Consider the following 24,614-nt stretch of genomic DNA (forward strand, 5'->3'; position numbering starts at 1 on the left):
GGGGAGGAGCAAGCAGTTGGTCCGCCAGGGTCAGACGACGTCAGCGATCTCCCGCAGCAGCGCCGCCTTGCCCTTGGCGCCCACGATCCGCTTCACCGGCTGACCGTCCTTGAACAGGATCAGCGTCGGGATCGAGACCACCTGGAAGTCGCGGGCCGTCGCCGGGTTGGCGTCGACGTCGAGCTTGGCCACCGTCAGGGCGCCGGCCTTCTCGGTGGCGATCTCCTCGAGGACGGGGGCGACCATCCGGCACGGACCGCACCAGGTGGCCCAAAAGTCAACCAGCACAGGGGTATTGCTGGACAAGACGTCCTGGGAGAAGGAGTCGTCGGAGACCGTTACGGTCGCGCCGCCTTCGCTCATTGGTGTGCTCCAATCATCTCGGTGGTTGCGGTGTCGTCGGCATCGGCCAGCCAGCGTTCGGCGTCGATCGCGGCCGAACAGCCCATCCCGGCCGCGGTGATGGCCTGCCGGTAGGTGTGGTCGACGAGGTCGCCGGCGGCAAACACGCCGTCGATCGAAGTGGCGGTGGTGCGGCCGCGAACCAGCACGTAGCCCTCCGGGTCGAGCTCGACCGCGTCGCGGACCAACTCGGAGCGGGGATCGTGGCCGATCGCGACGAACACACCGGTCACCGGCAAGGTGGATTCCTCCCCGGTGAGCACGTTGTGCACGCGCAACCCGGAGACGGTGGTGTCACCCTCGACCGCGTCGACCGCGGTGTTGGTCAGGAACGTGATCTTGTCGTTCTCGCGGGCGCGCTCGAGCATGATCCGCGACGCGCGGAACTCGTCACGGCGGTGCACCAGGGTGACGCTGCGCGCGAAGCGGGTCAGGAACGTCGCCTCTTCCATCGCGGAGTCGCCGCCGCCGATGACCGCGATGTCCTGCTCCTTGAAGAAGAAGCCGTCGCAGGTGGCGCAGGCGCTGACGCCGCGGCCGAGCAGCTCTTGTTCGCCGGGGACGCCGAGGTAGCGGGCCGCGGCGCCCATCGCGAGGATGACCGACCGGGCCAGGTGGGTTTCGCCGTCGCCGGTCACCACCTTCTTGACGGGTCCGTCCAGGTCGACTGATTCGACGTCTTCCATCCGCAGGTCGGCGCCGAAGCGCAGGGCCTGCTCGCGCATCTCGTCCATCAGCTCCGGGCCGGTGATGCCCGAACGGAAGCCGGGAAAGTTCTCCACCTCGGTGGTGGTCATCAAGGCGCCGCCGAACGACGTGCCCTCGAAGACCAGAGGCTGCAGCTGCGCGCGGGCGGTGTAGATGGCCGCGGTGTAGCCGGCGGGGCCTGATCCGATGACGATGACGTCATGAACTGGGTTGGCGCTCATACCAGCCTTTCTGCGTCGGGTGCCGTTCTGGGGCACCTGGTCAAACAACAGGGTAGGCCGCGCTGTTCCCCGCCGTGCACTATGGGCGTCGCACGGTGGTGTCGGCGATCAGCCCGGTGTCCATCGAGCTGCACGAGGCGGCGACGGCGACGCCCACGATCACATCGGGCTGGTCGCCGGGTAGCACCAGCACGATGGCAGGCTTGCCGTCGACCTGCACCTGCTCGGCACCCAGGACCTGCACCGATCCGGGATAGCCGAGCGCGCTCAGGCACGCGGCCCGCCGATTGGGATCGGCCAGCGGGCCGAAGTCCGGACCGCGGGCGATCAGGGCATTGAGCTCACGGCTGCTGATCGGCATTTTCGGGGTGACCGTGATCATGCTCGCGCTGGTCAGGGTGCTGGCGGCGGGCCCGCCGGACTTCAGCAGTGCCGCGGTGCCGAGACCGATCGCGGCGAGCACGGCCGCCGCACCGATGCCGGCGGCCATCAGCCGGCCGGTCCGCGCGGCCGGGCGCCGCGCATGGGCTGCGGGGCCGTCGGACGCCGGGGTGACGGTGTGCGTGGGCTCCACCCGACCAGTGTGTCAGCTGCGCGTGGCCGCGCCGTCGGACCGCAGCAGGCCAGTCAGGCGTGCTCGTCCCCGCGCGCAGCGGCTCTTCACGGTGCCCTCGGCAACGCCCAGAAGCGCGGCCGCGTCGGCCACCGAGTAACCATGCATGTCGACGGCGAGTAAGGCGGCCCGCTGGTCGGCCGGCAGGCGCATCAACGCGCGCCGCACCAGCAGCACGGTGTCGACTTCGGCGGTGCGGTCACCGACTCCGTGCTCGTCGACCAGAGGCGCGGTGGTCGGCTGTGCGGCACCGCGGCGCACCCGGTCCAGGCAGGCGTTGAGCACAATGCGGTGCAACCAGCTGCCGACCGCCGCGTCGTGGCGAAACCCGGGGGCACCGCGGTGGGCGGCCAGCATCGCGTCCTGGATGACGTCGGCGGCGTCCTCGGGACTGCGGGTCCTCCGGCGCGCCAGCTGGTACAGCCGGCGGTGGTGTCGGGCCAGCAGCTCCTCGAAGGCGTAGCGGTCGCCGGCGACATGGGCGGCGAGCAGCTGGGCATCGCTGCGAACGACGGCCGGGCCGAGGAAGCTGAGCATGGCCGGACAGTAGGTTTCCCGCCGCCCGCGGGCACTTCACCAGGGGGACGGGCTGTGGAGGACCGAGGAGGCTTAGCCGGCGGCCTTGACCGTCAGCCCGGAGATCTCGGTCTTGTTCTTGCCGTCGGTGGTGCCCATCGTGGAGATCCACACCACCAGGTAGGTGGTCGGCGTCGTCGCATTCACCTGAATTGTGTTGGCGCCCGGCTGCAATGCGGTGGGCTGGGTGAGCACGGTGGTGTCGTCCAAGGTGGTGGGATTGGCCGACGACGCGGAGCGGATCTGCACCTGGGTACCGGTACTGGGAACCGTCAGCGACACACTGCCGACCGTGGTGGGCTGGGGCAGCTGCAGCAGCAGGCCGACGCCGTTCTTGAAGTTGGGGAACGGATTCGGATCGGTGTAGGTGTCGGTGGGCCAGCCGGTGCCGGGTCCGCCGGTGACGGCCAGGTCGGCCTTGTCCGGATTGTCGGCGCCACCGCCCGGTGAAAACACGGTCACCTTGACGGGTTTGACGGTGCTCCCGCTGGCGGCGGCATTGTTGTCGGCGGTCTGCGACGTCGAGGGGTTCAGCCCGAGTTGGTCACCCTTGAGCCCACCACCGACGTCGCCGAAGATACTGCTGAGCACCGAGGCCAGCACAATCAGCGCGATCACCAGGATTCCGGCTCCCACGCCGACGCCGATCAGCAGGTTGCGCCTGCGGCGCGCCTGGGCTTCGGCATCCGCCGGCTCGGCGGGCAGAGCTGCGGCCGGCCCGCCGACAGGATCGACGGGTTCGATCAGATCGGTACGGTCGGCTGTCGCGGTGGCCTGCTGCAACAGGTTCAAAAGGGTTGGCGCCGAACGAATTCCACCGCCAACTTGCACCGAGCGCGCGGCTGCCGCGGAAATCTGGAACGGGATGGCGCCATCGATCGCACGAGGTTCGAGGGGCTCACCGGCCGGGTCGGTCTCGGCGGGCTCCAACCCACTGGGCACGCCCTTCTCCGGCAACGGCCACCGGTCGACCAGCAGGGCGTACAGGGCGGCGCCGATACCGCGGATGTCGTCCTCGGGGGTGGCTCCGGGCATCGTCGCCGGGAATGCCAGCGCGACATCACCTTCGATGCTGACCCGCACCCGGCTCGGATGGTCGATCGACAGCGCGACGCCGGCGCCGTGCGCTGCGTCGGCCGCCGCGGCCAGCGACTGAACGGCGCGCGCTCCGCCGATCGGTGAGGGCGAGGTGTCGGCGACTTCCTTCAGTGAGCCGCCGCGAATCCATTCCGAAACCACCAGACCACCGGCACCGGTGTTGGCGACGTCGAGAACCCGAGCGATGCCCGGCCGTTCGATCTGGCTGAGTTTGAGTGTGCGGGAAAGGATTTCCTGCACCTGTTCGTCTGACATGGTGCGCTCGGGGTCGACGAAGGTGAGCGCCACCTGCCGGTCCAGCGCGGTGTCGAGGGCCTGCCAGAACTGCAGTCCGGGCGGGCCGCCGTGCGAGACCAGTAGCCGGTAACGCCCGCCGGCGATGCTGGCTCCCGGAATCAGGTTGGTGTCCTCGTCGGCCGCGGCGCTGGATTCCATCGCCGGTTCCCGGGGGGACTCGAAGCCGAGCGGCTCGCGGGTCGGATCGCCGGCGAAGTCGGCGTTGGGCTGCTTGGGAGGCACGGTCGGGGGAACCGTGCCGACGTGCATGTCGGGTGCCACATCGGGCTGGAAGTCGTCCGCGGCCTGGCGCGGGATCTTCGTCGTGGCGTCCCCGATCGGCTCAGCGGGAGGATTACCCGAGGGTTGGTCGTTCACCTCCGGTCCTTTCCCCGTCGAGCCGGTGGCTCCGTACGAATTGCTGTGCTCAGGGTACGGGAACTGCCTCGGGACCTGCGGCCGGTCGAGCGCAGCGAGTGAAGTGACGGTCTGCGGCGGGGTGCGGCTGATGCGGCGCTTGACCGCACCCCACGCGGCGACCGCATCGGGAACCCGCGCGGCAAGCATCACCGCCGCCAGGATCGGCAGCATGATCACGCCGAGCACCAGCAGCCGCAGCAGCGACCCCGCGCCGCCGCCGTGCTCGGTGAGCACCTTGAGCCCGAGCAGCCGGTCGATGACGTAGGCGATCAGCCCGGCCAGCAGCGATGCTGCGGTGGTGACCAGAATCGTGCGGACCACATCGAGGTCGAGCAGGGTGCCGCGCGGCGGCTTCAGCGCCCGCTCCAGCAGCACGTAACCAAGGATGGCGCCGGCCAGGAAGCCCAGACCGTTGGCCAGGCCCAGGTAGCCCGCGACGAGTTCCTTGTCGCCGGTCAGGTGTGGGGCCACCAGCGATGCCGCGATCTTGACGACCGTGATCGTGACGATGATCAGGATCGGTGTCCACGGTTGTTCGCGGGCGTAGAACACCCGCAGCTGCAGCAACACCAGCGCGTACGGGATCAGGGTGAACGCCGACAGGCTGATCGCCACACCGAGGTAGTTGGCGTCCACCTCGCCGAACTTGCCGTAGGCGAACAGCGCGCTGCCCATCGCCGGACCGCCGACGGTCATGAACGCCACGATGGGGATCAGCGTCACCATCGTCAGCCGGGTGGCCAGCGACAGGTCGGCCAGCACGGCGGGGGTGTCGTCGGCGGCGGCGTTGCGGCTCAGCCGCGGCATCACCACCGTCAGGACGGTGACGCCGATGATGCCGAACGGCAGCATCAGCACCAGCCAGGTGTAGTTGTAGATCGCCGGGCCGGAGGCGGCCGCGGTACTGGCGATCTGGTTGACGACCACCAGCCCGATCTGGCTGATCAGTACATAGAGCACCATGGCGCCGGCCATCGCGCCGAACCGTTTGAGCCGATCGTCGACGCCCCACAGCGGGCGCAGGCTGATCCGCTCGGCGCGGATCGCGACCAGCAGCACCACGGTCTGAGCGACCACGCCCAGCGTCGTTCCGATGCCCAGCACCAGCAGCTTGGCGTTGCCCATCTGCACCGGATCGACCGAGAGCTGGCCCGGGACAATCAGATACAGCCCCAGAGTGGCGATCGCGACCACATTGTTGACCACCGGGGCCCAGGCCGGCGGGCCGAACACGTTGCGGTTGTTCAGGATTGCCATGAACACCGACGACAGCCCGTAGAAGATGACCTGCGGCAGCAGCAGATACGCGAACGCGGTGGTCAGCGGCTGGTTGACCTGCGGGTCCTGGCCGAGCATGAGCCGCACGAGCAGCGGCCCCGCCGCCACCGACAGGATGGTGGCGACCAGCAGCAGGGTGGTGGCCAGCGTGACCAGCCGGCGTACGAACGCCTCGCCGCCGTCGGCGTCGTCGCGCTCGGCGCGGGCCAGCACCGGGACGAAGATCGCGGTGAAGGTGGCCTCCAGCACCAGCGCCGCGATCAGGTTCGGCAACTGGTTGGCGACGGTGAACGCACTGGACAGTGCCGCACCGAGGATCGCGGCCAGCAGCACGATGCGGATGAACCCGGTGATGCGGCTGACCAGGGTGGCCAGCGCCATGCCCCAGGAGCGTGACACCACCGCGGCGTCGGACAGTTCGGCGCGCACCGCGCGGGTGCGGGGACCGGGCCGGACGTAGGCGACCGGCCTGCGGTTGGGCGGCGTCATTCGCGGCCTTCGGGCCAGGCCCGGCGCGGGCGGTCCAGGTCGGCGGGGTCGGGCTGGCCGCGGAAGCGGTGGTAGAGCCGGCGTCCGACGAGCACCGCGAGCACGGTGCCGCCGATCAGCGTGATCGCGAACAGCACCTTGCCGTAGGCGTTGGAGTGCACCGACAGGCGCACCGGTTCACCGAGCTGCAGCCCGTCCGGGGTGCGCAGTGCGACGTCGACGGCGACTCGCTGCGTGAAGTGCACCTCGATGGGGACCCGCAGCGGCAGGTAGCCCGGCGGGATCTCCTGCTCGCCGAGGTCGGTGACGGTCATCCCGGGCGGGGCGTCGACCTGCAGGCGGACCCGGATCGGGACGGCCAGGTCGTTGCGCACCGCCAGCGGCAGCGGGCTGTGCTCGGTCGCCAGCGTGTACGAACCACCCGGGTTGACGATGGTGACCGCGCCGAACAGGTCGTTGATGGTGGCACCGACGGCACCCAGCCGGCGCCGGGCCAGATCGTTGCGCTCATCGGGCGGCTCGGTCTGGCTCAGGGCGCGCAGCATGTCCTCGCGGAGCGGAGCGGTGTATTGCGGGCCGGTCAGCCCGGTGCGTGGATCGGTGGTGAGCGCGGCGGTCAACCCCCACAACCGGCCGTTCTGTCCGGCGATCGTGGAGATGACATCGTCGTCGAAGCCGCCTCGGGTGTCGCGAGGCAGATCGGCACCGGCATCGGGGCCGGCCTGCGCCGCCTCCGTGATGACGTCGCCCAGCGGCCGGGCGAACGCCAGTCCCGAGCGGATCGTGGTGGCCAGCGCGGTCAGCATCGACTGCGCGTCACCGGGTTGCGGGCTCCACTTCAGCGGGGGGAGAAGGATCTGCTGGCGCGGCTCGGCGCTCGGCTGCAGCGCCCGCCACAGCATGGACGCGATGGCGTCCTGCCGCCGCGCGACCATCGAGTCGTGGTCGAGCGGAACGTCCAGCGACGAATCAACATAGGTGGGCAGATCGGGGTCGGTACCGACTCCGGCCAAGGCGGCGCCGACGGCGGGGTCGAACGGTGCCATCACCACTTGCGGCGACACCCGGCGCGGGGTCACGTCGGCGGTCATCGGCTCCCCGGTCGCGGAGTCCTGGGCGGAGCAGTTGGCGGCCGCGATCGCGACCGTCGAACCTTGGCTGCCCAGCAGGTCGACGGCGGCGGGCGTCAGCGGCCCGTCACCGAGGACCGTCGCGCCGCGCAACGAGGCGATGCCCAGGATCTGATCGATGATGTCGCTCCCGCTGATGGTTGCCGCGGCGTCGAGCCCGGCGTCCCCGACCCGTTGCAGTGCGCCGAGATCGGCCTGCGCATAGGGCGTGGCTGTGACGCACATCCGTTTGGCCAGGCCGCGCAACTTGTCCAGCCAGGCCACCGCGGCGGCCTGTCCGGTGCCGGGGTGGGAGGCGACGCCGAGCCCGTCGGGGGAATCGGAGACGACGTAGCCGGCTGTCATCGCGTTGACGGTGACCAGCAGATCCGGGTCGATCGCCAGGCACAGCGCCCGCGCGGTGTCGCCGCCGGGATCAACCGGGGGGCTGGTGGCGAAATCGACCGCCGACAGCAGCGAGTCCAGCCGGCCGCCCGCGGCCAGCGACACGGCCAGGTCGTCGTTCATCAGCCGCACCGGTGTGGTGCCGCCCGGCACCCCGGGGGCCAGCCTCGGTCTGTCGGCGAGCGGCCAGAGCATGGTCACCGCAACAGGTTTGGTGGTGTCCGGCGGGACGACGTCGGTCAGGGCATCCGCCGAGGCGCTGGCCGGGTCGGGCGGTACACCCAGGACCGGCAGCAGGAAGCGGGCGTCGTCGAGGCGGGCGGCGTCGCCGTAGTCCGGGGTGCCGTTGATGTTGACCAGCAGCGGGTAGACCCCGGGCTGTTCGACGCCCAGCGACGGTGCGGTGCGCGAGCGGAGCGGATAGCTGAAGCTGAACCCGACCGCCTGCCCACGCTGCATTTCGGGCGAGATCGCGGTGAATTCGCCGACCGGCTGGAACTGGTCGTTGGCGCCGTCGAGATTGGTGCGCAGCCCGGCCGACGAGGTCACCGCGGCAGCGTGTTCGAGGCGGGCGACGACGTCACGTACCGGACGGTCGCCGACGTTGGTGACGGTGCCGGTGACGGTGACGGTCGGTTCGCTGGTGGTGGTGATCAGATCCGGGGTGACGCTGTCCACCCGCACTTGCAGGAAGGGCGCCGACCCGGGCTCGCCGGCGGCGGCCGGCGCGGTCGTTGGCATCGCGAGCAAGGCAAGGAAACCGAGGACCAGCACGATCCGGGGCAGCCTGCCGACCCGCCTCGGCATGGTCACGTTCCCGGTCCGCAGCCGTTCGTCCGCGGGCCGGATTGACGCGGTCCTGAATCGTCCGAGCGACGGTTGCGGGTGTGGGAATGCGTCTGGGGCCGCCGGCGAGGGGTGGTGCGCGGCAGCGGCGGCAGCGCGGCGACGCCGTCGGACTGCAGGAGTTGGATCAGTTCGCCGGCGACCTCGGCCAGGCGACGTTCGTCGGCGTAGGCCAGCCGTTTGGGGAGTTCACCGACCGGGACCCAGGCCACCTCGGTGACCTCGACGTCCTCGTCGCACAGTTCACCGCCGGAGAACTGCAGGAGGTAGTGGTGCACCGTCTTGTGCACGCGCCGGCCTTCGGTGACGAACCAATAGTCGATGCTGCCGAGCGCGGCCAGGACCTGCCCGCGGATACCGGTCTCCTCGGCGACCTCGCGGATCGCGGTCTCCTCGGCGGTTTCACCCTGTTCGATGTGGCCCTTCGGCAGTGACCACAGCATCCGCCCGCGCCGGTCGACCCGCCCGATGAGGGCGGCCACCTGAGCTTCGGGAGGCCCGTCGATGCCGTCGATGACCAGTCCGCCCGCGGACGTTTCGTGGACGGTGCGCAGTCGCGCCGGCGCCCGGCGGGGGCGGCCGGGTTTGCCCGGCCGGGGCTGACCGTTACTGCCGTTGACGGCGGGGGATCCGGTGGCGGTGTCCGAGCTTTCGGCGGCGCCGGCGTCCGCCGGGGTGGGATTTGCCGGACCGGCCGCGCGACGGCCGCGGCGACGCCCTCGGCGCCGTCGTGGTTTGGCCTGTTCGCCGTCCGACACCCAAGCGATAGTAGCTGGCACGGGATGGTGTCCCGACCGCACTCGCCGGTACACGACTACGCTTCTGCCACGTGTCCGAAGCCATCCACGACGTCGAACTGCTCGCCCGGGCCCTCGTCGCACTCAATCGACAGGGTGCGTTGTTGCGTGAAGTCGGTGCCCTGTTCGACGCGGCCGGCCACGAGCTCTACCTCGTCGGGGGCAGTGTGCGCGACGCCGTCCTCGGCCGGCTGAACCCGGACCTCGACTTCACCACCGACGCGCGGCCCGAGGTGGTCCAGCGGATCGTGCGGCCGTGGGCCGATGCGCTGTGGGATACCGGCATCGAGTTCGGCACAGTCGGTGTCGGCAAGTACGGCGAGCGGCTGGAGATCACCACCTTCCGCGCGGACAGCTACGACCAGGTGTCCCGCAATCCCCAGGTCCGCTACGGCGACCGGCTCGAGGACGATCTGGTACGCCGCGACTTCACGGTCAACGCGATGGCGGTGCGCATCACCGCGGACGGTCCGGGCGACTTCATCGATCCGCTGGGCGGCCTGAGCGCGTTGCGGCAGCGGATCCTGGACACCCCGGCGGCGCCCGAGGTGTCGTTCGGCGATGACCCGCTGCGCATGCTGCGGGCGGCGCGCTTCGTCTCCCAGCTGCGGTTCGGCGTCTCCGATCGGGTGCGTCGCGCGATCGTGGAGATGGCGCCACAGCTCGGGCGAATCACGGTCGAGCGGGTGGCCGTCGAGCTGGACAAGATGCTGCTGGGTGAGGATCCGGTCGCAGGCATCGATCTGATGGTCCACACCGGGATGGGCGAGGTGGTGCTGCCCGAGATCGGCGGCATGCAGATGGCCATCGACGAGCACCATCAGCACAAGGACGTCTATCAGCATTCGCTGACCGTGCTGCGCCAGGCGATGGAACTCGAGGAACCGGGCGAGCGCGACCTCGTGTTGCGCTGGGCGGCGTTGCTGCACGACATCGGCAAGCCGGCCACCCGGCGTCACGAATCCGATGGGGGAGTGAGCTTCCACCACCACGAGGTGGTCGGGGCCAAGATGGTCCGCAAGCGGATGCGGGCGCTCAAGTACTCCAAGCAGATGGTCGACGACGTGTCGCAGCTGGTGTATCTGCATCTGCGGTTCCACGGCTACGGCGACGGCAAGTGGACGGATTCGGCGGTACGCCGCTATGTCGCCGACGCCGGCCCGCTGCTGCCCCGGCTGCACAAGCTGGTCCGCGCCGACTGCACCACCCGCAACAAGCGGCGTGCGGCGCGGCTGCAGGCCAACTACGACGAGCTCGAGGCGCGGATCGCGGAGCTGGCCGCCAAGGAGGATCTGCAGCGGGTGCGTCCGGACCTGGACGGCAACGAGATCATGCGGTTGCTCGGCATTCCGCCCGGCCCACTGGTGGGGCAGGCCTGGTCGTTCCTCAAGGAGCTGCGCCTGGACCGCGGCCCGCTCGAGCACGACGAGGCCGTCGCCGAACTGCTGGCGTGGTGGACCGAACGGAACGCGAAGGACCAGCCCGGCGTCTGAGGTAGGTATGGACTACTGCCTGGGACACGGGGACGGCACGGCGGCGATGTTCAGCGGTCACCCCGGGGTGGACGTCGACGGTGATGGCGAGCTCGATGGGGTGCGCCTGGACCTCGACGGCGACGGCGCCTTCGACGATGCGCTGGCCGACTTCGACGACGACGGGCTGGCCGACCACGCCGCCTTCAACCTCGATGACGGATCCGCGGAGCGCGTCTTCACCGACGACGGGTCGGGGACGTGGGCGATGACGCCGGCCGGCCCGGTCGGCCCGCTGCGCTGGTTCGGTCTCGACGGCGTCGAGCACACGGCGGACGGGCCGATCGATTTCGACGGTGACGGACGGCCGGACCGGATGCTGGACGTCGACCGCGACGGGCTGGCCGATCGGGTGCTGCGCAGCGGGCCCGACGGCGGGTTCGACACCGGTTACGTCGACACCGACGGGGACGGCCGCTGGGACGTCACGGTCGTCGACTCCGACGGCGACGGATTCTCCGACGACGCCAGCCCGGTGTAGCCGCCGTCCGACGGCACCGGGCACACCCCGCCCGATTCGAGCAGCGCGCGGGCCGCGTCCCACGGCACGGGGTGGTGATAGAGGAAGCCCTGCCCCTTGTCGGCGCCGAGATCCAGCAGGGTGTCGCGTTCGGCGATGGTCTCGATGCCTTCCACCACCAGGTCCAGCGACAGCGCGCTGGCCAGGGCGACCACCGACTGCACGACGGCGCGCTGCTTGTCGTCGCCCTCGTCGAGGGCGGCGGCGAACGAGCGGTCGAGCTTGATCTGGTCGACGGGCAGCGTGCGCAGCTGGGTCAGCGACGAATAGCCCGTGCCGAAATCGTCGAGGGAGACGCTGACACCGGCCTCGCGCAGCCGCGCCAGTGTCGGGTGGGCCACCCGCAGGTCGACCAGTGCGTGTTCGGTGAGTTCGATCATCAGGGCCTCGGGCGGCAACCCGGCCGCGGCCAGCATCTGCAGCACCTCTTCGGCGAAGCCGGCTTCCCGCACCTGGCGGGGCGACACATTGACCGACATCGTCAGGTCGTGCGCCAGCCCGTCGGCGCGCCACTGCGCAAGGGTCCGGATGGTCTCGCGCAGCACCCACCGGCCGATGTCGACGATCATCCCGTTGTCCTCGGCCAGCGGGATGAACGCACCGGGATACAGGACGGGCAGCCCCGGGCGGTGCCACTGCAGCAGCATCTCGAAGCCGGTGATCACTCCGGTGTCGAGCACGACGATCGGTTGGGCGGAGCACCGCAGCTCGCCACGCTCCACCGCGTGCCGCAGGGCGGCGTCCAGATCCAGACGCTGCGCGACCTCGGCTTCCAGCGTCGAGTCGAACACGTTGATGTGGTGGCCGTCGGTGAGCTTGGCCCGGTACATCGCCACGTCGGCCTCGCGCATCAGTTCGTGGCCGGAGACGGTGGATTCGTCGGCGAAGGTGATGCCGATGGAGACGTCGACGAACGCCTCCTTGCCGTCGATGGTGTACGGGACGCTGAGTGCGCTGCGGATCCGTTCGGCCAGTGCGAGGGCCTGGGTGCGGTCCGGCAGCTCCGGGCAGAGCACCACGAACTCGTCGCCGCCGAGGCGTGCCACGGTGTCGCTTTCGCGCACGGTGGCCGACAGCCGCCGCGCCGCCGCGATCAGCAGCTGGTCTCCGCCGGCATGCCCGATCGAGTCGTTGACCATCTTGAAGCGGTCCAGATCGCAGAACAGCAGTGCCAGCGGAGTTCCGCGGCGGCGGGACAGCAGCAGGCTGTTCGACAGCCGGGTGAGGAGCAGGCTGCGGTTGGCCAGGCCGGTGAGAGCGTCGTGGCTGGCTTGGTAGGACAGCCGCCGCGCGGACGCATCGCGTTCGAGTGACAGCACCGCCAGGTCACGGCACCGCACCAGGGCGGTGTGGGCGAGTTCGTCGAGCGCATCGGCGTCGCCGAACACCTGGAGCGTTCCCGATCCGTCGACGTTGTCGGTGACGACACCGGTCCACGCCGGCGTGCCCGACACGTCGGCGCCCGGCGGGTAGATGACCGTGCGCCTGCCGATCGACAGTCGGACCGCCGGTGCCCCGGAGACGTCGGCAGCCAGCTGCACGATCTGGCGCAGAACCGATGACACCGGGCCCGCGGTGGCGATCCGTTCCAGGATCTGCGCCTGGCCGCGTTCCAGCGCGGAAACCCGGTCGAGGCGAAACTCGGTCTGGCGCAACGCTTCGCGCTCGTCTTCGAAAGCCCTTCGGGCGCTTCGGTATTGGCGCACAACGTTGGCCGACACCCACCACAGCAGAATCGCCGCGAGGATCAGAGCGGAGATCAGCATGGCCAGCTCGACCACCCTGCCGCGCAGCAGGTTCCGCTCGGCGAGGCGATCCATCCGGTGTTGTTCGAGCTGGTTGTCGGTGGCCAGCTCGTGGGCCCGCTCGGAGAGGGCCTCGGAACGCGGCAGGATGGTGCCGGCCCACCGGTCGCGTTGCCCGACGGGTAGCAGGCCGGGCGGCGCCTTGGCGACCACCGCGTCGAGGGCGGCCAGTGCCGAGCGGTAGTCGGGGCCGGTGCTGTCGGCGGCGGTCAGGCCGTTGGTCGCGATCACCCGCAGGCGCTGAGCCAGCATCGCCCTGGCGAGCTGGACGTCACGCCGGGGAACCACGCCGAGCAGATATTGCTGCGCCCGGTCGATGTAGGTGAGGGAGTCGCGCACGGTGAAAAACGTGTTGGTGGTTGCGGCTTCGCTGCGGGCGCTGTGCTGGCTGTACGCGTTTTGATCGGCCGAGGACTGAAAGCCGATCGCGACCAGCGCGATGAGCAGCAGCACCAGCACGGCCGCCACGAGCTGCTGGCCGCGGTTGAGGGTCAGCCGAGGGCCGGGCGGGGTGAGCCAGCGGTCGGTGATCACGAGCCTGCCGGATGCTTCACCGTGATCGACGTCAGGCTCCAGTTCCAGGCTTCGAGCACCGATGACAGCGGGGTGCGGTCGGGGAACACGATCCGGATGGGCCCGCCCTGGTCGTAGGGAATCGGCGCGCCGTCATGCTGGGTGGCGATCAGAGCCTGCGAGTCGACCATCGGTTTGACGACGCTGACGTAGTGGTAGTGGTCGATCGCGTCGGTGTCGATCGTTGCGGTATCGGGGATTCCGGCCAGCGCGAGCACGTCCGCCAGCGGCACACCGCTGTAGGTCTCGCGCTTGTTGACGAAGGGTTCGTCGATCGAGATGGTCGCGTGGCCCATGGCATTGAGTTGGTCGATGGTCAGCGACAGCGCCGTCGTCCCGCCGGTCACGGTGAGCACCGGCGCGTTCGGAGCCGGCGGATCGACGGTCCCGATGTCGTAGGGGTTGCGCCCCTGGCCGGACCCCGATTCCGCTGCGGCCGAGGAGGGGTGGTCGTGGGTGGGACTGCTCGCGCACCCGCCGACCGCAATGCTGACCGTCCCCGCCGCGATGGCGGCCAGGAGGCGGTTGCGCATGAAGGGCGATGATACTGCCCAAAGCAACGATCGGCCGATAGGTCAGCGTCCCTGGCCGGGCGGTCCGGCGAAGGCTTGCGCGATGCCGAGCCACCTTGCGGCGTCGGGTCCTTCGGCGACAACGTCAAGCTCGCCGCTCGGCCTGCGCTGGGTGACCAGATAGCAGAAGTCGAGAGCCGACCCGGTCACGCGTTGGGCCGCGTCCTCGGGCCCCCACGCCCAGCAGCTGCCGTCGGGCGCCGTCAGCTCGACGCGGAACGGCTCGTCAGGCGGGGTGAGTCCGTGCACGGTGAACGCGAAGTCGCGGGTGCGCACACCGAGGTGGGCGATCGATTTCAGCCGGGCCGTCGCAGCGACCGCGATACCGAGACCGTCGGCGACGTCCAGTCCGTGCGCCCAGGTTTCCATCAGCCGCGCGGTGGCCATCGACGGTGCGCTCATCGGCGGCCCGAACCAGACCAGCTTGCGGCCGTCGGCCACCCCGCGCAGCGCTGCGTGCAGCTGCGTGCGGGTGTCGCGCCACTGCGTCAGCAGCTGCTCGGGCGGGGTGAGCGCCAGCTCTTCGGCGGCCTTGTCGACGAAGCCCGACGGGTCGGCCTGCGCCGCGGCGAGCAGTTCACCGAACGCGGGCTCGTCGGTGATCGACAGCAGCGACGCCCGATCCGTCCACAGCAGGTGTGCGATCTGATGGGCGATGGTCCAGCCGGGCGCCGGTGTGGGCTGCGCCCAGGAGGGTGGATCCAGCGGTGCGACGAGGGCGTCGAGCGCGTCGCTTTCGTCGCGCAGGTCGTCGATGATCGGGTCCGCGGCTGCCATGGATCGAACCTAGCCCCAGCCCTGACATCACGGGCGACGCCCGACCGCGCTGTGCACCGCCAGGCCGACGAGATAGACCACCGAGCCGGTCAATGCCAGGACGGGGGAGTGGCCGTCGGCCGGAACCACCGCCGCGGCGACGGTGATGGCGGCGATGAACGACACCCAGAACAACGAATCCTGTACGGCGAACACGTGTCCGCGCAGCGCGTCGTCGACGTCGATCTGCATGGCGGTGTCGGCGCACAGCTTGACGATCTGGCCGGCCAGCCCGAGCAGGAACCCACACACGATCATCACCACCAACTGCAGGGTGGCGCCGGCCAGCTGAATGACCGCCGCACACACCAACGCCCCGTTGGCGGTCGCGTATCGGCCCCACCGCTTGATCGACATCGGGGTCAGCACGTTGGCCAGGAACGCGCCGCCGCCGGTGGCCGCGACGAAGATGACGGCGGTGCCCAGACCACCGACGGCCGGGGTGTCGCTGTGCCGCACGATGACCAGCACCAGCAGGGTGTTGATGCCGAACACCATCCGGTGGCTGGCGAGGCCGGACAGGGTGGCCGCGACGGTGGGTGTGGTCAGCACGGTGCGGGCGCCGTAGATCCACCCGGTGGTGACGGCGTAGAACACCGATCCGTGCACGGCGCGGGCGGTGTCGTCGGGCCCGAGCACGTGCCGGGGAAAGCGCAGCGACAACACGAACGCGACCGCGATCGGCACCGCCACCATCGACATGATGGTGGCCGCGCCCGCGTCGCCGGAGCCGAACAGCCAGCGCGGCAGCAGCATGAAGTTCGCGCCGAGGAACGTGGCGGTGGCTCCGGTGGCCGTCGCGACGGAGTTCATCACCACGACGGACTGGCGCGGCACAACGTGCGGCAGCGCCGCCGACAGCCCTGAGGTGACGAACCGGCTGAACCCGTTGACGATCAGCGCGCCGCACAACACGGTCAGGTCGCTGGCACCGACGGCCAGCAGCATCGCGACGCCGACGACCAGCACCAGCCGGGCCAGGTTCGCCGCGACCAGGACCGCCCGGCGATCCCAGCGGTCCAGCAGTGCTCCGGCGAACGGGCCGACGATCGAGTACGGCAGGAACAGCACCGCGAATGCGCCGGCCACCGCCCACGGATCGGCCGCCCGTTCCGGGTTGAACAACAACCCGCCGGCGAGCCCGGCCTGAAACAGCCCGTCACCGAATTGGCTGGCGGTCCGCAACTCGAGCAACCGCCAGAACTCGGGCAGACTGCGCACGGCGCGCCAGAGCGAACCGGGTGCGCGGGCGTCGACCATCGGACCAACAGTACAAATATCCACACGCGCCCGTTACCACAGCAACACCTACCTGATGCCATGATGGTGGGGTGGCACAGTCCGAGGACCCCGAAGATTTCGTCGCGCCTGCGGCGAACCGGGTACGACCGGGAACGTTGCTGCTGGCCAACACCGATCTGATGGAGCCGACGTTTCGGCGCAGCGTGATCTACGTCGTCGAGCACAACGATGGCGGCACTTTGGGTGTGGTGCTCAACCGCCCCAGCGAGACCGCTGTCTACAACGTGTTGCCGCAGTGTCTGAAATTGGCTGCGAAGCCGAAGACGATGTTCATCGGCGGGCCGGTCAAACGCGACGCCGCGCTGTGTCTGGGCACGCTGCGGGTGGGCACCGATCCGCAGGGCATGCCCGGTATGCGCCATGTTGCGGGCCGAATGGTGATGATCGATCTGGACGCCGACCCCGATCTGCTCGCGCCTGCCGTCGAGGGGGTGCGGATTTTCGCGGGGTACTCCGGCTGGACCATCGGCCAGCTGGAGGGCGAGATCGAGCGCGACGACTGGATTGTGTTGTCCGCGTTGCCTTCCGATGTTCTGGTCGAGCAGCGGGTGGACTTGTGGTCGCGGGTGTTGCGGCGCCAGCCGCTACCGCTGTCACTGCTGGCGACGCATCCGATCGACGTCAGCCGGAACTGAGTGCCGGCGTCCCCCGGCCCAGCCGGGCGGCGATCACCGCGCAGACGAAGAGCTGGATCTGGTGAAACAGCATCAGCGGCAACATGATCAAGCCCACGCTGGCCGCCGGGAACAGCACGAGCGCCATGGGCAACCCGGAGGCCAGACTCTTCTTCGACCCGCAGAACAACAGCACGATCGCATCCGCGCTATCTAGCCGGGCCAGTCTGCCGGTGATCCAGGTGAAGGCCAGCACCACCGCCAGCAACACCGCGCTGACCGCGGCGACGGCCACCACCCGCCACGGCTGCACGCTGCTCCAGATGTGTTCGGCCATCCCGACCGAGAACGCGGCGTAGACGATCAGCAGGATCGAACCGCGGTCGACCACCTTGGTCAGCGCCGCGTGCCGGGTCACCGCCGGCGCCAACCACCGGCGCAGCAGCTGACCTGCGGCGAACGGCGCCAGGAGTTGCAGCACGATGTCTGCCACCGCCGACCCGTCGACCCGGGGTGCCCCGCCGAGCGGCATCAGCACCACAACGAGCAGCGGTGTGAGAAAGACGCCGACGATGTTCGACAGCGACGCGCTGACGATCGCGGCCGACACGTGCCCGCGTGCGATCGAGGTGAATGCGATCGAGGACTGCACGGTCGACGGCACCAGACACAGGAACAACAGGCCGGTGTACAGGTCGGCGGTCAGCACCGACGGAACCAGCGCGCGGGCCGCGAGTCCGAGCAGCGGGAACACCACGAACGTGGTGGACAGCACCAGCAGGTGCAGCTTCCACTGCCGCACCCCGTGCCAGGCCTGTTGTGGCGACAGCCGCGCGCCGTACAGCAGGAACAGCAGGGCGATGACGATCTTGGTGATCAGCGACAGAGCGTCGGCCGCCGTACCGCCGGCGGGCAGCACAGTGGCCAGCAGGACGACCGCGATGAGCAGCAGCAGGAACGGGTCGACTCCGAAACCGCGACGCAGCGCCCTCATCAGGTCGCCGAGCGGCTTACTTGCAGGACAGCGTGCAGCTCGCGCAGCTCCCCGCGCAGCCGCCGGCCTGAGCTTCTCGTCGGGCGGCGTAGCGGGCGCCTTGCCAGGAGCCGGCGCCGATCGTCCCGACCGCGCCGATCACGCAGACGATCAGGACCAGCAGCGCGGTGCCCGCGGGGGCGGCCAGGGCTACTGCTCCGCCTGCGGCGAGCATGACGGCGGCGGCCAGTTGGGTCGGCGCGACCGCACGCATCACCTGCGCGGTGACGTCAGCGCTGGGCGGTCGGGTCAGCGTCCACGCGCCCGAGCCGCCGACGAGGACGGCCATTCCCAGGCACACCAGGCCGACGATGAACATGGGGCCACAATACGAGCCCGGGTTCAGCGCGCCAGAGCGGGCACCGCGGGAAGGACGGCCGGAGCGGGCGCGGGGGCCTGTGCCGACGCATCGGCCAGCGGTGCCGCTGCAGGGGCGGGAGCCGGGGCCGGCGCGGCTGTCGGCGACGCCACCCGGAAACCGTTGACGATGGCGTCGGTCGCGTCAGCGGTGGCGACCACCTGGTTGGCGGCGGTCGTCACGTACAGCGACACCAGGTAGCGGTCCGGGCCGGACTGGGCGATGACGTGGCGGCGCGAGGTGTTCAGCGTCATGTCGTTCTCGCGGTAGGTGCCCTCGATGAGCGAGGACGGGAAACCGTCGAAATCGGCCAGCGAGGCGTCGGTGGCCTGCCAGTTGAACAGTTGCTGGCTGTCGACGTAGCCGTGGGTGATGGCTTCCTTCGGATCGAAGTCGCCGACCAGCTTGTACACCTTCAGCTGTGCGTTGGAGGTGTACAGCCCGTCGCCGCCGAGCCGGTCGGCGAGCACGGTGAACGCGTCGGGGACGTTCGGATCGGGCACGACGGTCCAGCCGCGCGGCATCGGCAGCACCAGGTTGAGCGCGGTGAAGCCGCTGGCCTTCTGCGGCTCCATCTTGACGCCCTTGTCCTTGAAGAAGTCGGCAAGGGTGCCGGACGCGGCGGGGGCCAGGGTCTCCGGTGCGGCCACGGCAGGTGCCACGGCGGGCGCGACGGCCGGGGCCGCGACCTGCGGAACGGCGGCGACCTGGGGGACGGCGGCCGGTGCCGCCGCGGGCGCGGCGGCGGGGACCGCGTTCGCGGCCGCGACCTCGGGGGCGACGGTGACGGTCTGGGTGACGGTGACGGGCGCGGGCAGAACGGGAACGACCGGATCCGCTGACGCGGTCGCGCCGGTGAAACCGAGGACGGCGGCTGTACCGGCGGCCATCCCACCTACTACCACCCGCCAGTTACGGGCATTCGTGATCATCGCAGCTGTCCTTTTCGACACGGTCGGGCCAGGTGAGGCCCCTTGTCAGGAGGCCGACTGTATCGGCCTGCCGGGCAGCCCGGATAGGGCTGGAACAGACCTGGAACCAACCGTCGACCGCACTGCAATCCATCCGAGACCGGGCCGTTGCACAGGGTGCGACCGGGGTCACACAGCGCTGTCGCGGGGTGGACCCGCGAGCGGCCCTTATACCCTGTGTGCGTGACCGAAACCCCGACCGCCGCACCGCAGGGCAGCGCAGACGCCGACACCCCGCGGTTCCGCTACACCGCCGAGCTGGCCGGCCGGATCGAGCGCACCTGGCAGGACAACTGGCAGTCGTGGGGCACCTTCGATGTGCCTAACCCGGTCGGGTCGCTGGCACCCGCGGACGGCTCGGCGGTTCCCGACGACAAGATGTTCGTCCAGGACATGTTCCCGTATCCCTCCGGTGAGGGTCTGCATGTCGGGCATCCGCTGGGTTACATCGCCACCGATGTCTATGCGCGCTACTTCCGGATGACCGGGCGCAATGTGTTGCACGCGTTGGGTTTCGACGCCTTCGGCCTGCCCGCCGAGCAGTTCGCGATCCAGACCGGCACCCATCCGCGGATCCGCACCGAGGCCAATATCGTCAATTTCCGCCGCCAGCTGGGCAGGCTCGGCCTGGGGCACGACCAGCGGCGCAGCTTCTCGACCACCGACGTGGACTTCTACAAGTGGACCCAGTGGATCTTCCTGCAGATCTACAACGCCTGGTTCGACACCGAGCAGAACAAGGCCCGTCCGATCGCCGATCTGCTCGCCGAATTCGACTCCGGTGCACGCACTCTCGACGACGGCCGGCAGTGGTCCACCCTGTCCGCGGGTGAGCGAGCCGATGTCATCGACGGTCACCGGCTGGTCTATCTGGCCGATTCGCTGGTGAACTGGTGCCCGGGGTTGGGCACGGTGCTGGCCAACGAGGAGGTCACCTCCGACGGTCGAAGCGAGCGCGGCAACTTCCCGGTGTTCCGAAAGCGGTTGCGGCAGTGGATGATGCGCATCACCGCCTACTCCGACCGGCTACTCGACGACCTCGAGGTGCTGGACTGGCCGGAGAAGGTCAAGACCATGCAGCGTAATTGGATCGGTCGATCCACCGGAGCGTCGGTGCTGTTCGACGCCGACGGCGCGGACATCGAGGTCTTCACCACCCGGCCCGACACCCTGTTCGGCGCGACCTACCTGGTGCTGGCTCCCGAGCATGAGCTGGTCGACCAGCTCGCTGCCGCGCAGTGGCCGGACGGGGTGGACCCGCGGTGGACCTACGGCGCCGACACCCCGGCCGAGGCGGTGGCGGCCTATCGGCGCTCGATCGCGGCCAAGTCCGACCTGGAACGCCAGGAGAACAAGACCAAGACCGGGGTCTTCCTCGGTACGTATGCGATCAATCCGGCTGACGGACAACACGTTCCGGTCTTCATCGCCGACTACGTCCTGGTCGGCTACGGCACCGGCGCGATCATGGCCGTCCCCGGGCACGATCAGCGCGACTGGGAGTTCGCCACCGAGTTCGGCCTGCCGATCGTCGAAGTGATCTCTGGTGGCGACATCTCCGAGGCCGCGTATTCCGGTGACGGTGCGCTGGTGAACTCGCAGTACCTCGACGGCCTGACCGTCCAGGACGCCAAGAACGCCATCACCGAGCGGCTGGAGGCTGACGGGCGCGGCCGCGCTCGTGTCGAATACAAACTGCGGGACTGGCTTTTCGCGCGGCAGCGGTACTGGGGCGAGCCGTTCCCGATCGTGTACGACGCCGACGGCCGGGCCCATCCGCTGCCCGAATCGGCGCTTCCGGTGGAACTGCCCGACATCGCCGACTATTCGCCGGTGATGTTCGACCCGGACGACGCCGACAGTGAGCCGTCCCCGCCGCTGAACAAGGCGGACGAATGGGTGCACGTCGAGCTGGACCTCGGTGACGGCCTGAAGACCTACACCCGCGACACCAACGTGATGCCGCAGTGGGCGGGCAGCTCCTGGTACGAGCTGCGATACGCGGACCCGCACAACCCGGATACGTTCTGCGCCAAAGAGAACGAGCAGTATTGGATGGGCCCGCGACCGGCCGAGCACGGCCCGGCCGACCCCGGGGGAGTGGACGTCTACGTCGGCGGCGTCGAGCACGCGGTGCTGCACCTGCTGTACTGCCGGTTCTGGCACAAGGTGCTCCACGACCTCGGACATGTCAGCTCTCGCGAGCCGTACCGCCGCCTGGTCAACCAGGGGTACATCCAGGCGTTCGCCTACACCGACTCCCGCGGCGCGTACGTGCCGGCCGCCGACGTCGTCGAGCGGGACGGGAAGTTCTTCCTGCCCGGGGACGACGGCGAGATGGAGGTGTTCCAGGAGTTCGGCAAGATCGGCAAGAGCCTGAAGAACTCGATCTCCCCGGACGAGATCTGCGACGGCTACGGTGCGGACACGCTGCGGGTCTACGAGATGTCGATGGGTCCGCTGGAGGCGTCTCGGCCCTGGGCGACCAAGGACGTCGTCGGCGCCTACCGCTTCCTGCAACGGGTGTGGCGGCTTGTGGTCGACGAGTCCACCGGTGAGACAAGGGCTTCCGAGCATCAGGCGCTCGACGAGGACACCCTGCGGCTGCTGCACCGCACGATCGAGGGCGTGTCCGAGGACTACGCGGGCCTGCGCAACAACACCGCCGCGGCCAAGCTGATCGAGTACACCAACCACCTCACCAAGGAGGGCGTCAGCGCGCGAGCGGCGCTGGAACCGCTGGTGTTGATGGTGGCGCCGCTGTCGCCGCACCTGGCCGAGGAACTCTGGCATCGACTGGGGCATTCGAAGTCGTTGGCGCACGGACCTTTTCCGGTAGCCGATCCGCAGTATTTGGTCACCGACACCGTCGAGTACCCGGTGCAGGTCAACGGCAAGGTCCGCGGACGCATCACCGTTGCCGCCGACGCCGACAAGGCCGGCCTCGAAGCGGCCGCGCTCGCCGACGAGAAGGTCCAGGCCTTCCTGGCCGGTGCCACCCCGAAGAAGGTCATCGTGGTACCGGGCCGGCTGGTGAACCTCGTCGTCTGACCCACCCCCTTTTTCGCCCAAACCGACGACTGGCAGGGAAAGTGCGAGTAGATCGCCGCAAAACGTCGATCTCGGCGCGAGGCTAGCCGCGAGGGCGGACCACCACCTGGTGGGTGTGCGCGTCGGGCGGGCTGGCGATCACCTCGGCGACGATCCGCGCGACGGTCTCCGGTTTGAGGAACTTCGCCGGGTCGTACTGGCCGCCTTCGTAGGCGACCAGGTCCTGTTGCATCTCGGTGTCGACCCGGCCTGGGTGCACGCTGGTGACTCGCAACTCGGGGACGTCGGCGCGCAGCGAATCGGCGAACGCCCGCTGGGCGAACTTGCTCGCCGAGTAGGCGGCCAGTCCGGGTGAGGCGTTCAGTCCGGCGCCGGAGTTGATGAATACGACGTGCCCACGCGCCGCGCGCAGTGCCGGGAGCAGCGCCTGGGTGAGGGCGACGGCGCCGGTCACGTTGACCTCGAAGCAGGCCCGCCACTGTTCGGGCGTCGAGTCGTCGAATCGTCCCGGGTAGGCGACGCCGGCGTTGTGGACCAGCACGTCCAGTTCGGCGAGCGGCTCGGCCGCGGCCTCGATCCCGTCCGGATCGGTGAGGTCCAGCGGCCAGGTGGTGGCGCCGAGACGGGTGGCGACGGCGTCCAGACGATCGGACGGACGGCCCGCGAGGAGCAGGGTGTGGGTGGGGGCCAGCGCATCGGCGATCGCCGATCCGATGCCGCCACTGGCACCGGTGATGAGAGCTGACTTCTTTCCCGGGTCGCTTCGCTCCTGCCCACCGGATTTTTTACCCGGGTCGCTTCGCTCCTGCCCACCGGAAGACATGCCACCCACCCTACCGACCTGCGTTTCGCAGGTTCGCGCCGCAGAATGAACGCGTGGCATACGACCCGAGCTTCGGCCCGACACAGTTGGCGGCCCGCGCGGCCTACCTTCTGCGCGGCAACGACCTGGGTGTGATGACCTCCGCGGCGCCCCTGCTCTACCCGCACATGTGGAGTTGGGACGCCGCGTTCGTCGCCGTCGGCCTGGCCCCGCTGAGTGTCGAGCGCGCGGTCGTCGAGCTGGACACCCTGCTGTCCGCGCAGTGGACCAACGGGATGATCCCGCACATCGTGTTCGCCAACGGCGTCGACGGATACTTCCCCGGCCCGGCCCGCTGGGCCACGTCGGCATTGGCGGCGCACGCCCCGCGCACCCGGCACACCTCGGGGATCACCCAGCCACCGGTGCATGCCATTGCGGTGCAACGCATTCTGGACCGGGCCCGCACCAGGGGCCGTTCCACCCGCGCCGTGGCCGAGTCGTTTCTGGACCGCCGGTGGCCGGATCTGGTGCGTTGGCACCGCTGGCTGGCCGAGGCCCGCGATCAGAACGAGCACGGTCGCGTCACGCTGTATCACGGCTGGGAGTCCGGGATGGACAACTCGCCGCGCTGGGATTCCGCCTACGCCAACGTGATTCCCGGGAACCTGCCGGAGTATCAGCGCGAGGACACCCACATCGTCACCGACGCCAGCCAGCGCCCGTCGGACACCGAATACGACCGGTACCTGTGGCTGCTCGAGGAGATGAAGTCGGTCCGCTACGACGACGATCTGCTGCCGAAGGTGATGAGCTTTGCCGTCGAAGACGTCTTTGTGTCAGCGATTTTCGCGGTTGCCTGCGATGTGCTGGCCAATATCGGCGAGGACTACAAGCGGCCCCACGCCGACGTCCGCGACCTGTATTCGTGGGCCGAGCGGTTCCGGGCCGGCGTCGTTGAGACCACCGACCAAAGGACCGGCGCCGCACGCGATTTCGACGTCAGAGCAGATAAGTGGATCGCGACGGAGACCGCCGCGCAGTTCGCTCCGCTGCTGTGCGGCGGCCTGCCGCACGACCGGGAGCGGGCGTTGCTGCGGGTGCTGGAAGGTCCGCGGTTCTGCGGACACCCGGACCTGCGGTACGCGGTGATCCCGTCGACGTCGCCGGTGTCCAAGGACTTTCGGTCACGCGAGTATTGGCGCGGGCCGGTCTGGCCGGTGCTGACGTGGCTGTTCTCCTGGGCGTTCGCGCGCCGCGGATGGTCGGAGCGTTCGCTGTTGCTGCGCCAGGAAGGCCTTCGGCAGGCCAGCGACGGCACCTTCGCCGAGTACTACGAACCATTCACCGGCGAGCCGCTGGGCAGCATGCAACAGTCCTGGACCGCGGCCGCGGTCCTCGACTGGTTGGGTTAATCCCCGAGTCGT

At 69.6% G+C, this 24,614-nt stretch carries 20 protein-coding genes; 5 read left to right on the plus strand and 15 right to left on the minus strand.

Annotated features, from left to right (window positions below; genetic code table 11):
• Positions 1-30 precede the first annotated feature (30 nt).
• The 7 genes from trxA to CRM90_RS04595 all read right to left on the minus strand — a co-directional run bounded on the left by trxA (position 31) and on the right by CRM90_RS04595 (position 9,199).
• Positions 31-363 (minus strand): thioredoxin, encoded by a 333-nt coding sequence (trxA, locus tag CRM90_RS04565; RefSeq protein WP_036342267.1) that lies wholly within the window; start codon positions 361-363, stop codon positions 31-33.
• Positions 360-1,331 (minus strand): thioredoxin-disulfide reductase, encoded by a 972-nt coding sequence (trxB, locus tag CRM90_RS04570; RefSeq protein WP_102805830.1) that lies wholly within the window; start codon positions 1,329-1,331, stop codon positions 360-362. Before trxB ends, trxA begins: the two co-directional genes overlap by 4 nt.
• Positions 1,332-1,410: 79 nt before the next feature.
• Positions 1,411-1,905 carry an RsmA family anti-sigma factor gene (locus CRM90_RS04575; protein ID WP_102805831.1) on the minus strand — a complete coding sequence of 165 codons (495 nt, stop codon included), beginning with the start codon at positions 1,903-1,905 and terminating at the stop codon, positions 1,411-1,413.
• 12 nt (positions 1,906-1,917) lie between these two features.
• Positions 1,918-2,481, minus strand: a complete 564-nt coding sequence (gene sigM, locus CRM90_RS04580) for an RNA polymerase sigma factor SigM (protein WP_102805832.1) — start codon at positions 2,479-2,481, stop codon at positions 1,918-1,920.
• Between the two features lie 72 nt (positions 2,482-2,553).
• A complete protein-coding gene (gene murJ / locus CRM90_RS04585) occupies positions 2,554-6,081 on the minus strand; it encodes a murein biosynthesis integral membrane protein MurJ (protein ID WP_102805833.1) in 3,528 nt (1,175 codons plus the stop codon).
• Positions 6,078-8,402 (minus strand): DUF6049 family protein, encoded by a 2,325-nt coding sequence (locus CRM90_RS04590; protein ID WP_233209181.1) that lies wholly within the window; start codon positions 8,400-8,402, stop codon positions 6,078-6,080. Before CRM90_RS04590 ends, murJ begins: the two co-directional genes overlap by 4 nt.
• A 2-nt stretch (positions 8,403-8,404) precedes the next feature.
• On the minus strand, positions 8,405-9,199 hold the full coding sequence (locus CRM90_RS04595; protein ID WP_199189776.1) for an NUDIX hydrolase: 795 nt from the start codon (positions 9,197-9,199) through the stop codon (positions 8,405-8,407).
• A gap of 71 nt (positions 9,200-9,270) precedes the next feature.
• Between CRM90_RS04595 and CRM90_RS04600 the strand changes: the two genes are divergently transcribed.
• Together CRM90_RS04600 and CRM90_RS04605 are read left to right on the plus strand one after the other, a co-directional pair.
• Positions 9,271-10,731 (plus strand): CCA tRNA nucleotidyltransferase, encoded by a 1,461-nt coding sequence (locus CRM90_RS04600; RefSeq protein ID WP_102805836.1) that lies wholly within the window; start codon positions 9,271-9,273, stop codon positions 10,729-10,731.
• Positions 10,732-10,738: 7 nt separating this feature from the next.
• A complete protein-coding gene (locus CRM90_RS04605) occupies positions 10,739-11,251 on the plus strand; it encodes a pullulanase (RefSeq protein ID WP_102805837.1) in 513 nt (170 codons plus the stop codon).
• Here CRM90_RS04605 and CRM90_RS04610 read toward each other — a convergent pair.
• Genes CRM90_RS04610 through CRM90_RS04625 form a run of 4 tightly spaced genes read right to left on the minus strand, consistent with a single transcriptional unit; the run spans position 11,161 to position 16,316 of the window.
• Complete coding sequence (locus CRM90_RS04610) at positions 11,161-13,629, minus strand: putative bifunctional diguanylate cyclase/phosphodiesterase (protein ID WP_102805838.1); 2,469 nt, start codon at positions 13,627-13,629, stop codon at positions 11,161-11,163. The genes CRM90_RS04605 and CRM90_RS04610 overlap by 91 nt on opposite strands.
• A complete protein-coding gene (locus tag CRM90_RS04615) occupies positions 13,626-14,201 on the minus strand; it encodes a molybdopterin-dependent oxidoreductase (RefSeq protein WP_102805839.1) in 576 nt (191 codons plus the stop codon). The genes CRM90_RS04610 and CRM90_RS04615 overlap by 4 nt, the downstream gene beginning before the upstream one ends.
• Positions 14,202-14,243: 42 nt before the next feature.
• Positions 14,244-15,017 carry a TIGR03084 family metal-binding protein gene (locus CRM90_RS04620; protein WP_102805840.1) on the minus strand — a complete coding sequence of 258 codons (774 nt, stop codon included), beginning with the start codon at positions 15,015-15,017 and terminating at the stop codon, positions 14,244-14,246.
• Positions 15,018-15,044: 27 nt separating this feature from the next.
• The gene (locus CRM90_RS04625; protein ID WP_102805841.1) at positions 15,045-16,316 is read right to left on the minus strand and encodes an MFS transporter; all 1,272 of its coding nucleotides are present in this window, start codon (positions 16,314-16,316) and stop codon (positions 15,045-15,047) included.
• A gap of 71 nt (positions 16,317-16,387) precedes the next feature.
• Here CRM90_RS04625 and CRM90_RS04630 point away from each other — a divergent pair, with 71 nt between their 5' ends.
• Positions 16,388-16,993 (plus strand): YqgE/AlgH family protein, encoded by a 606-nt coding sequence (locus CRM90_RS04630; RefSeq protein ID WP_102805842.1) that lies wholly within the window; start codon positions 16,388-16,390, stop codon positions 16,991-16,993.
• Here CRM90_RS04630 and CRM90_RS04635 read toward each other — a convergent pair.
• From CRM90_RS04635 to CRM90_RS04645, 3 genes are read right to left on the minus strand one after another with little or no spacing between them, the layout of a single operon-like run.
• Entirely contained in the window at positions 16,980-17,966 is a 987-nt protein-coding gene (locus CRM90_RS04635) for a bile acid:sodium symporter family protein (RefSeq protein ID WP_102805843.1), read from the minus strand. The two genes, CRM90_RS04630 and CRM90_RS04635, sit on opposite strands and share 14 nt — an antisense overlap.
• Before the next feature lie 16 nt (positions 17,967-17,982).
• Entirely contained in the window at positions 17,983-18,324 is a 342-nt protein-coding gene (locus CRM90_RS04640) for a hypothetical protein (protein ID WP_102805844.1), read from the minus strand.
• Positions 18,325-18,347: 23 nt separating this feature from the next.
• Positions 18,348-19,295: an LpqN/LpqT family lipoprotein gene (locus CRM90_RS04645; RefSeq protein ID WP_102805845.1), complete on the minus strand. Its 948-nt coding sequence runs from the start codon at positions 19,293-19,295 to the stop codon at positions 18,348-18,350.
• Positions 19,296-19,517: 222 nt separating this feature from the next.
• On the opposite strand from CRM90_RS04645, the gene leuS reads away from it, so the two are divergent.
• Positions 19,518-22,385 (plus strand): leucine--tRNA ligase, encoded by a 2,868-nt coding sequence (gene leuS, locus CRM90_RS04650; RefSeq protein WP_102806108.1) that lies wholly within the window; start codon positions 19,518-19,520, stop codon positions 22,383-22,385.
• Between the two features lie 82 nt (positions 22,386-22,467).
• Here the strand turns inward: leuS and CRM90_RS04655 are convergent, their stop codons facing one another.
• The gene (locus CRM90_RS04655) at positions 22,468-23,208 is read right to left on the minus strand and encodes an SDR family oxidoreductase (protein ID WP_102805846.1); all 741 of its coding nucleotides are present in this window, start codon (positions 23,206-23,208) and stop codon (positions 22,468-22,470) included.
• Between the two features lie 53 nt (positions 23,209-23,261).
• Here CRM90_RS04655 and ggh point away from each other — a divergent pair, with 53 nt between their 5' ends.
• Positions 23,262-24,602, plus strand: coding sequence for a glucosylglycerate hydrolase (gene ggh, locus CRM90_RS04660; protein ID WP_036342238.1), 1,341 nt, complete (start codon positions 23,262-23,264; stop codon positions 24,600-24,602).
• The last annotated feature ends 12 nt before the right edge of the window (positions 24,603-24,614 follow it).

It is taken from the genome of Mycobacterium sp. ENV421 (assembly GCF_002887815.1).
Taxonomy (GTDB): domain Bacteria; phylum Actinomycetota; class Actinomycetes; order Mycobacteriales; family Mycobacteriaceae; genus Mycobacterium.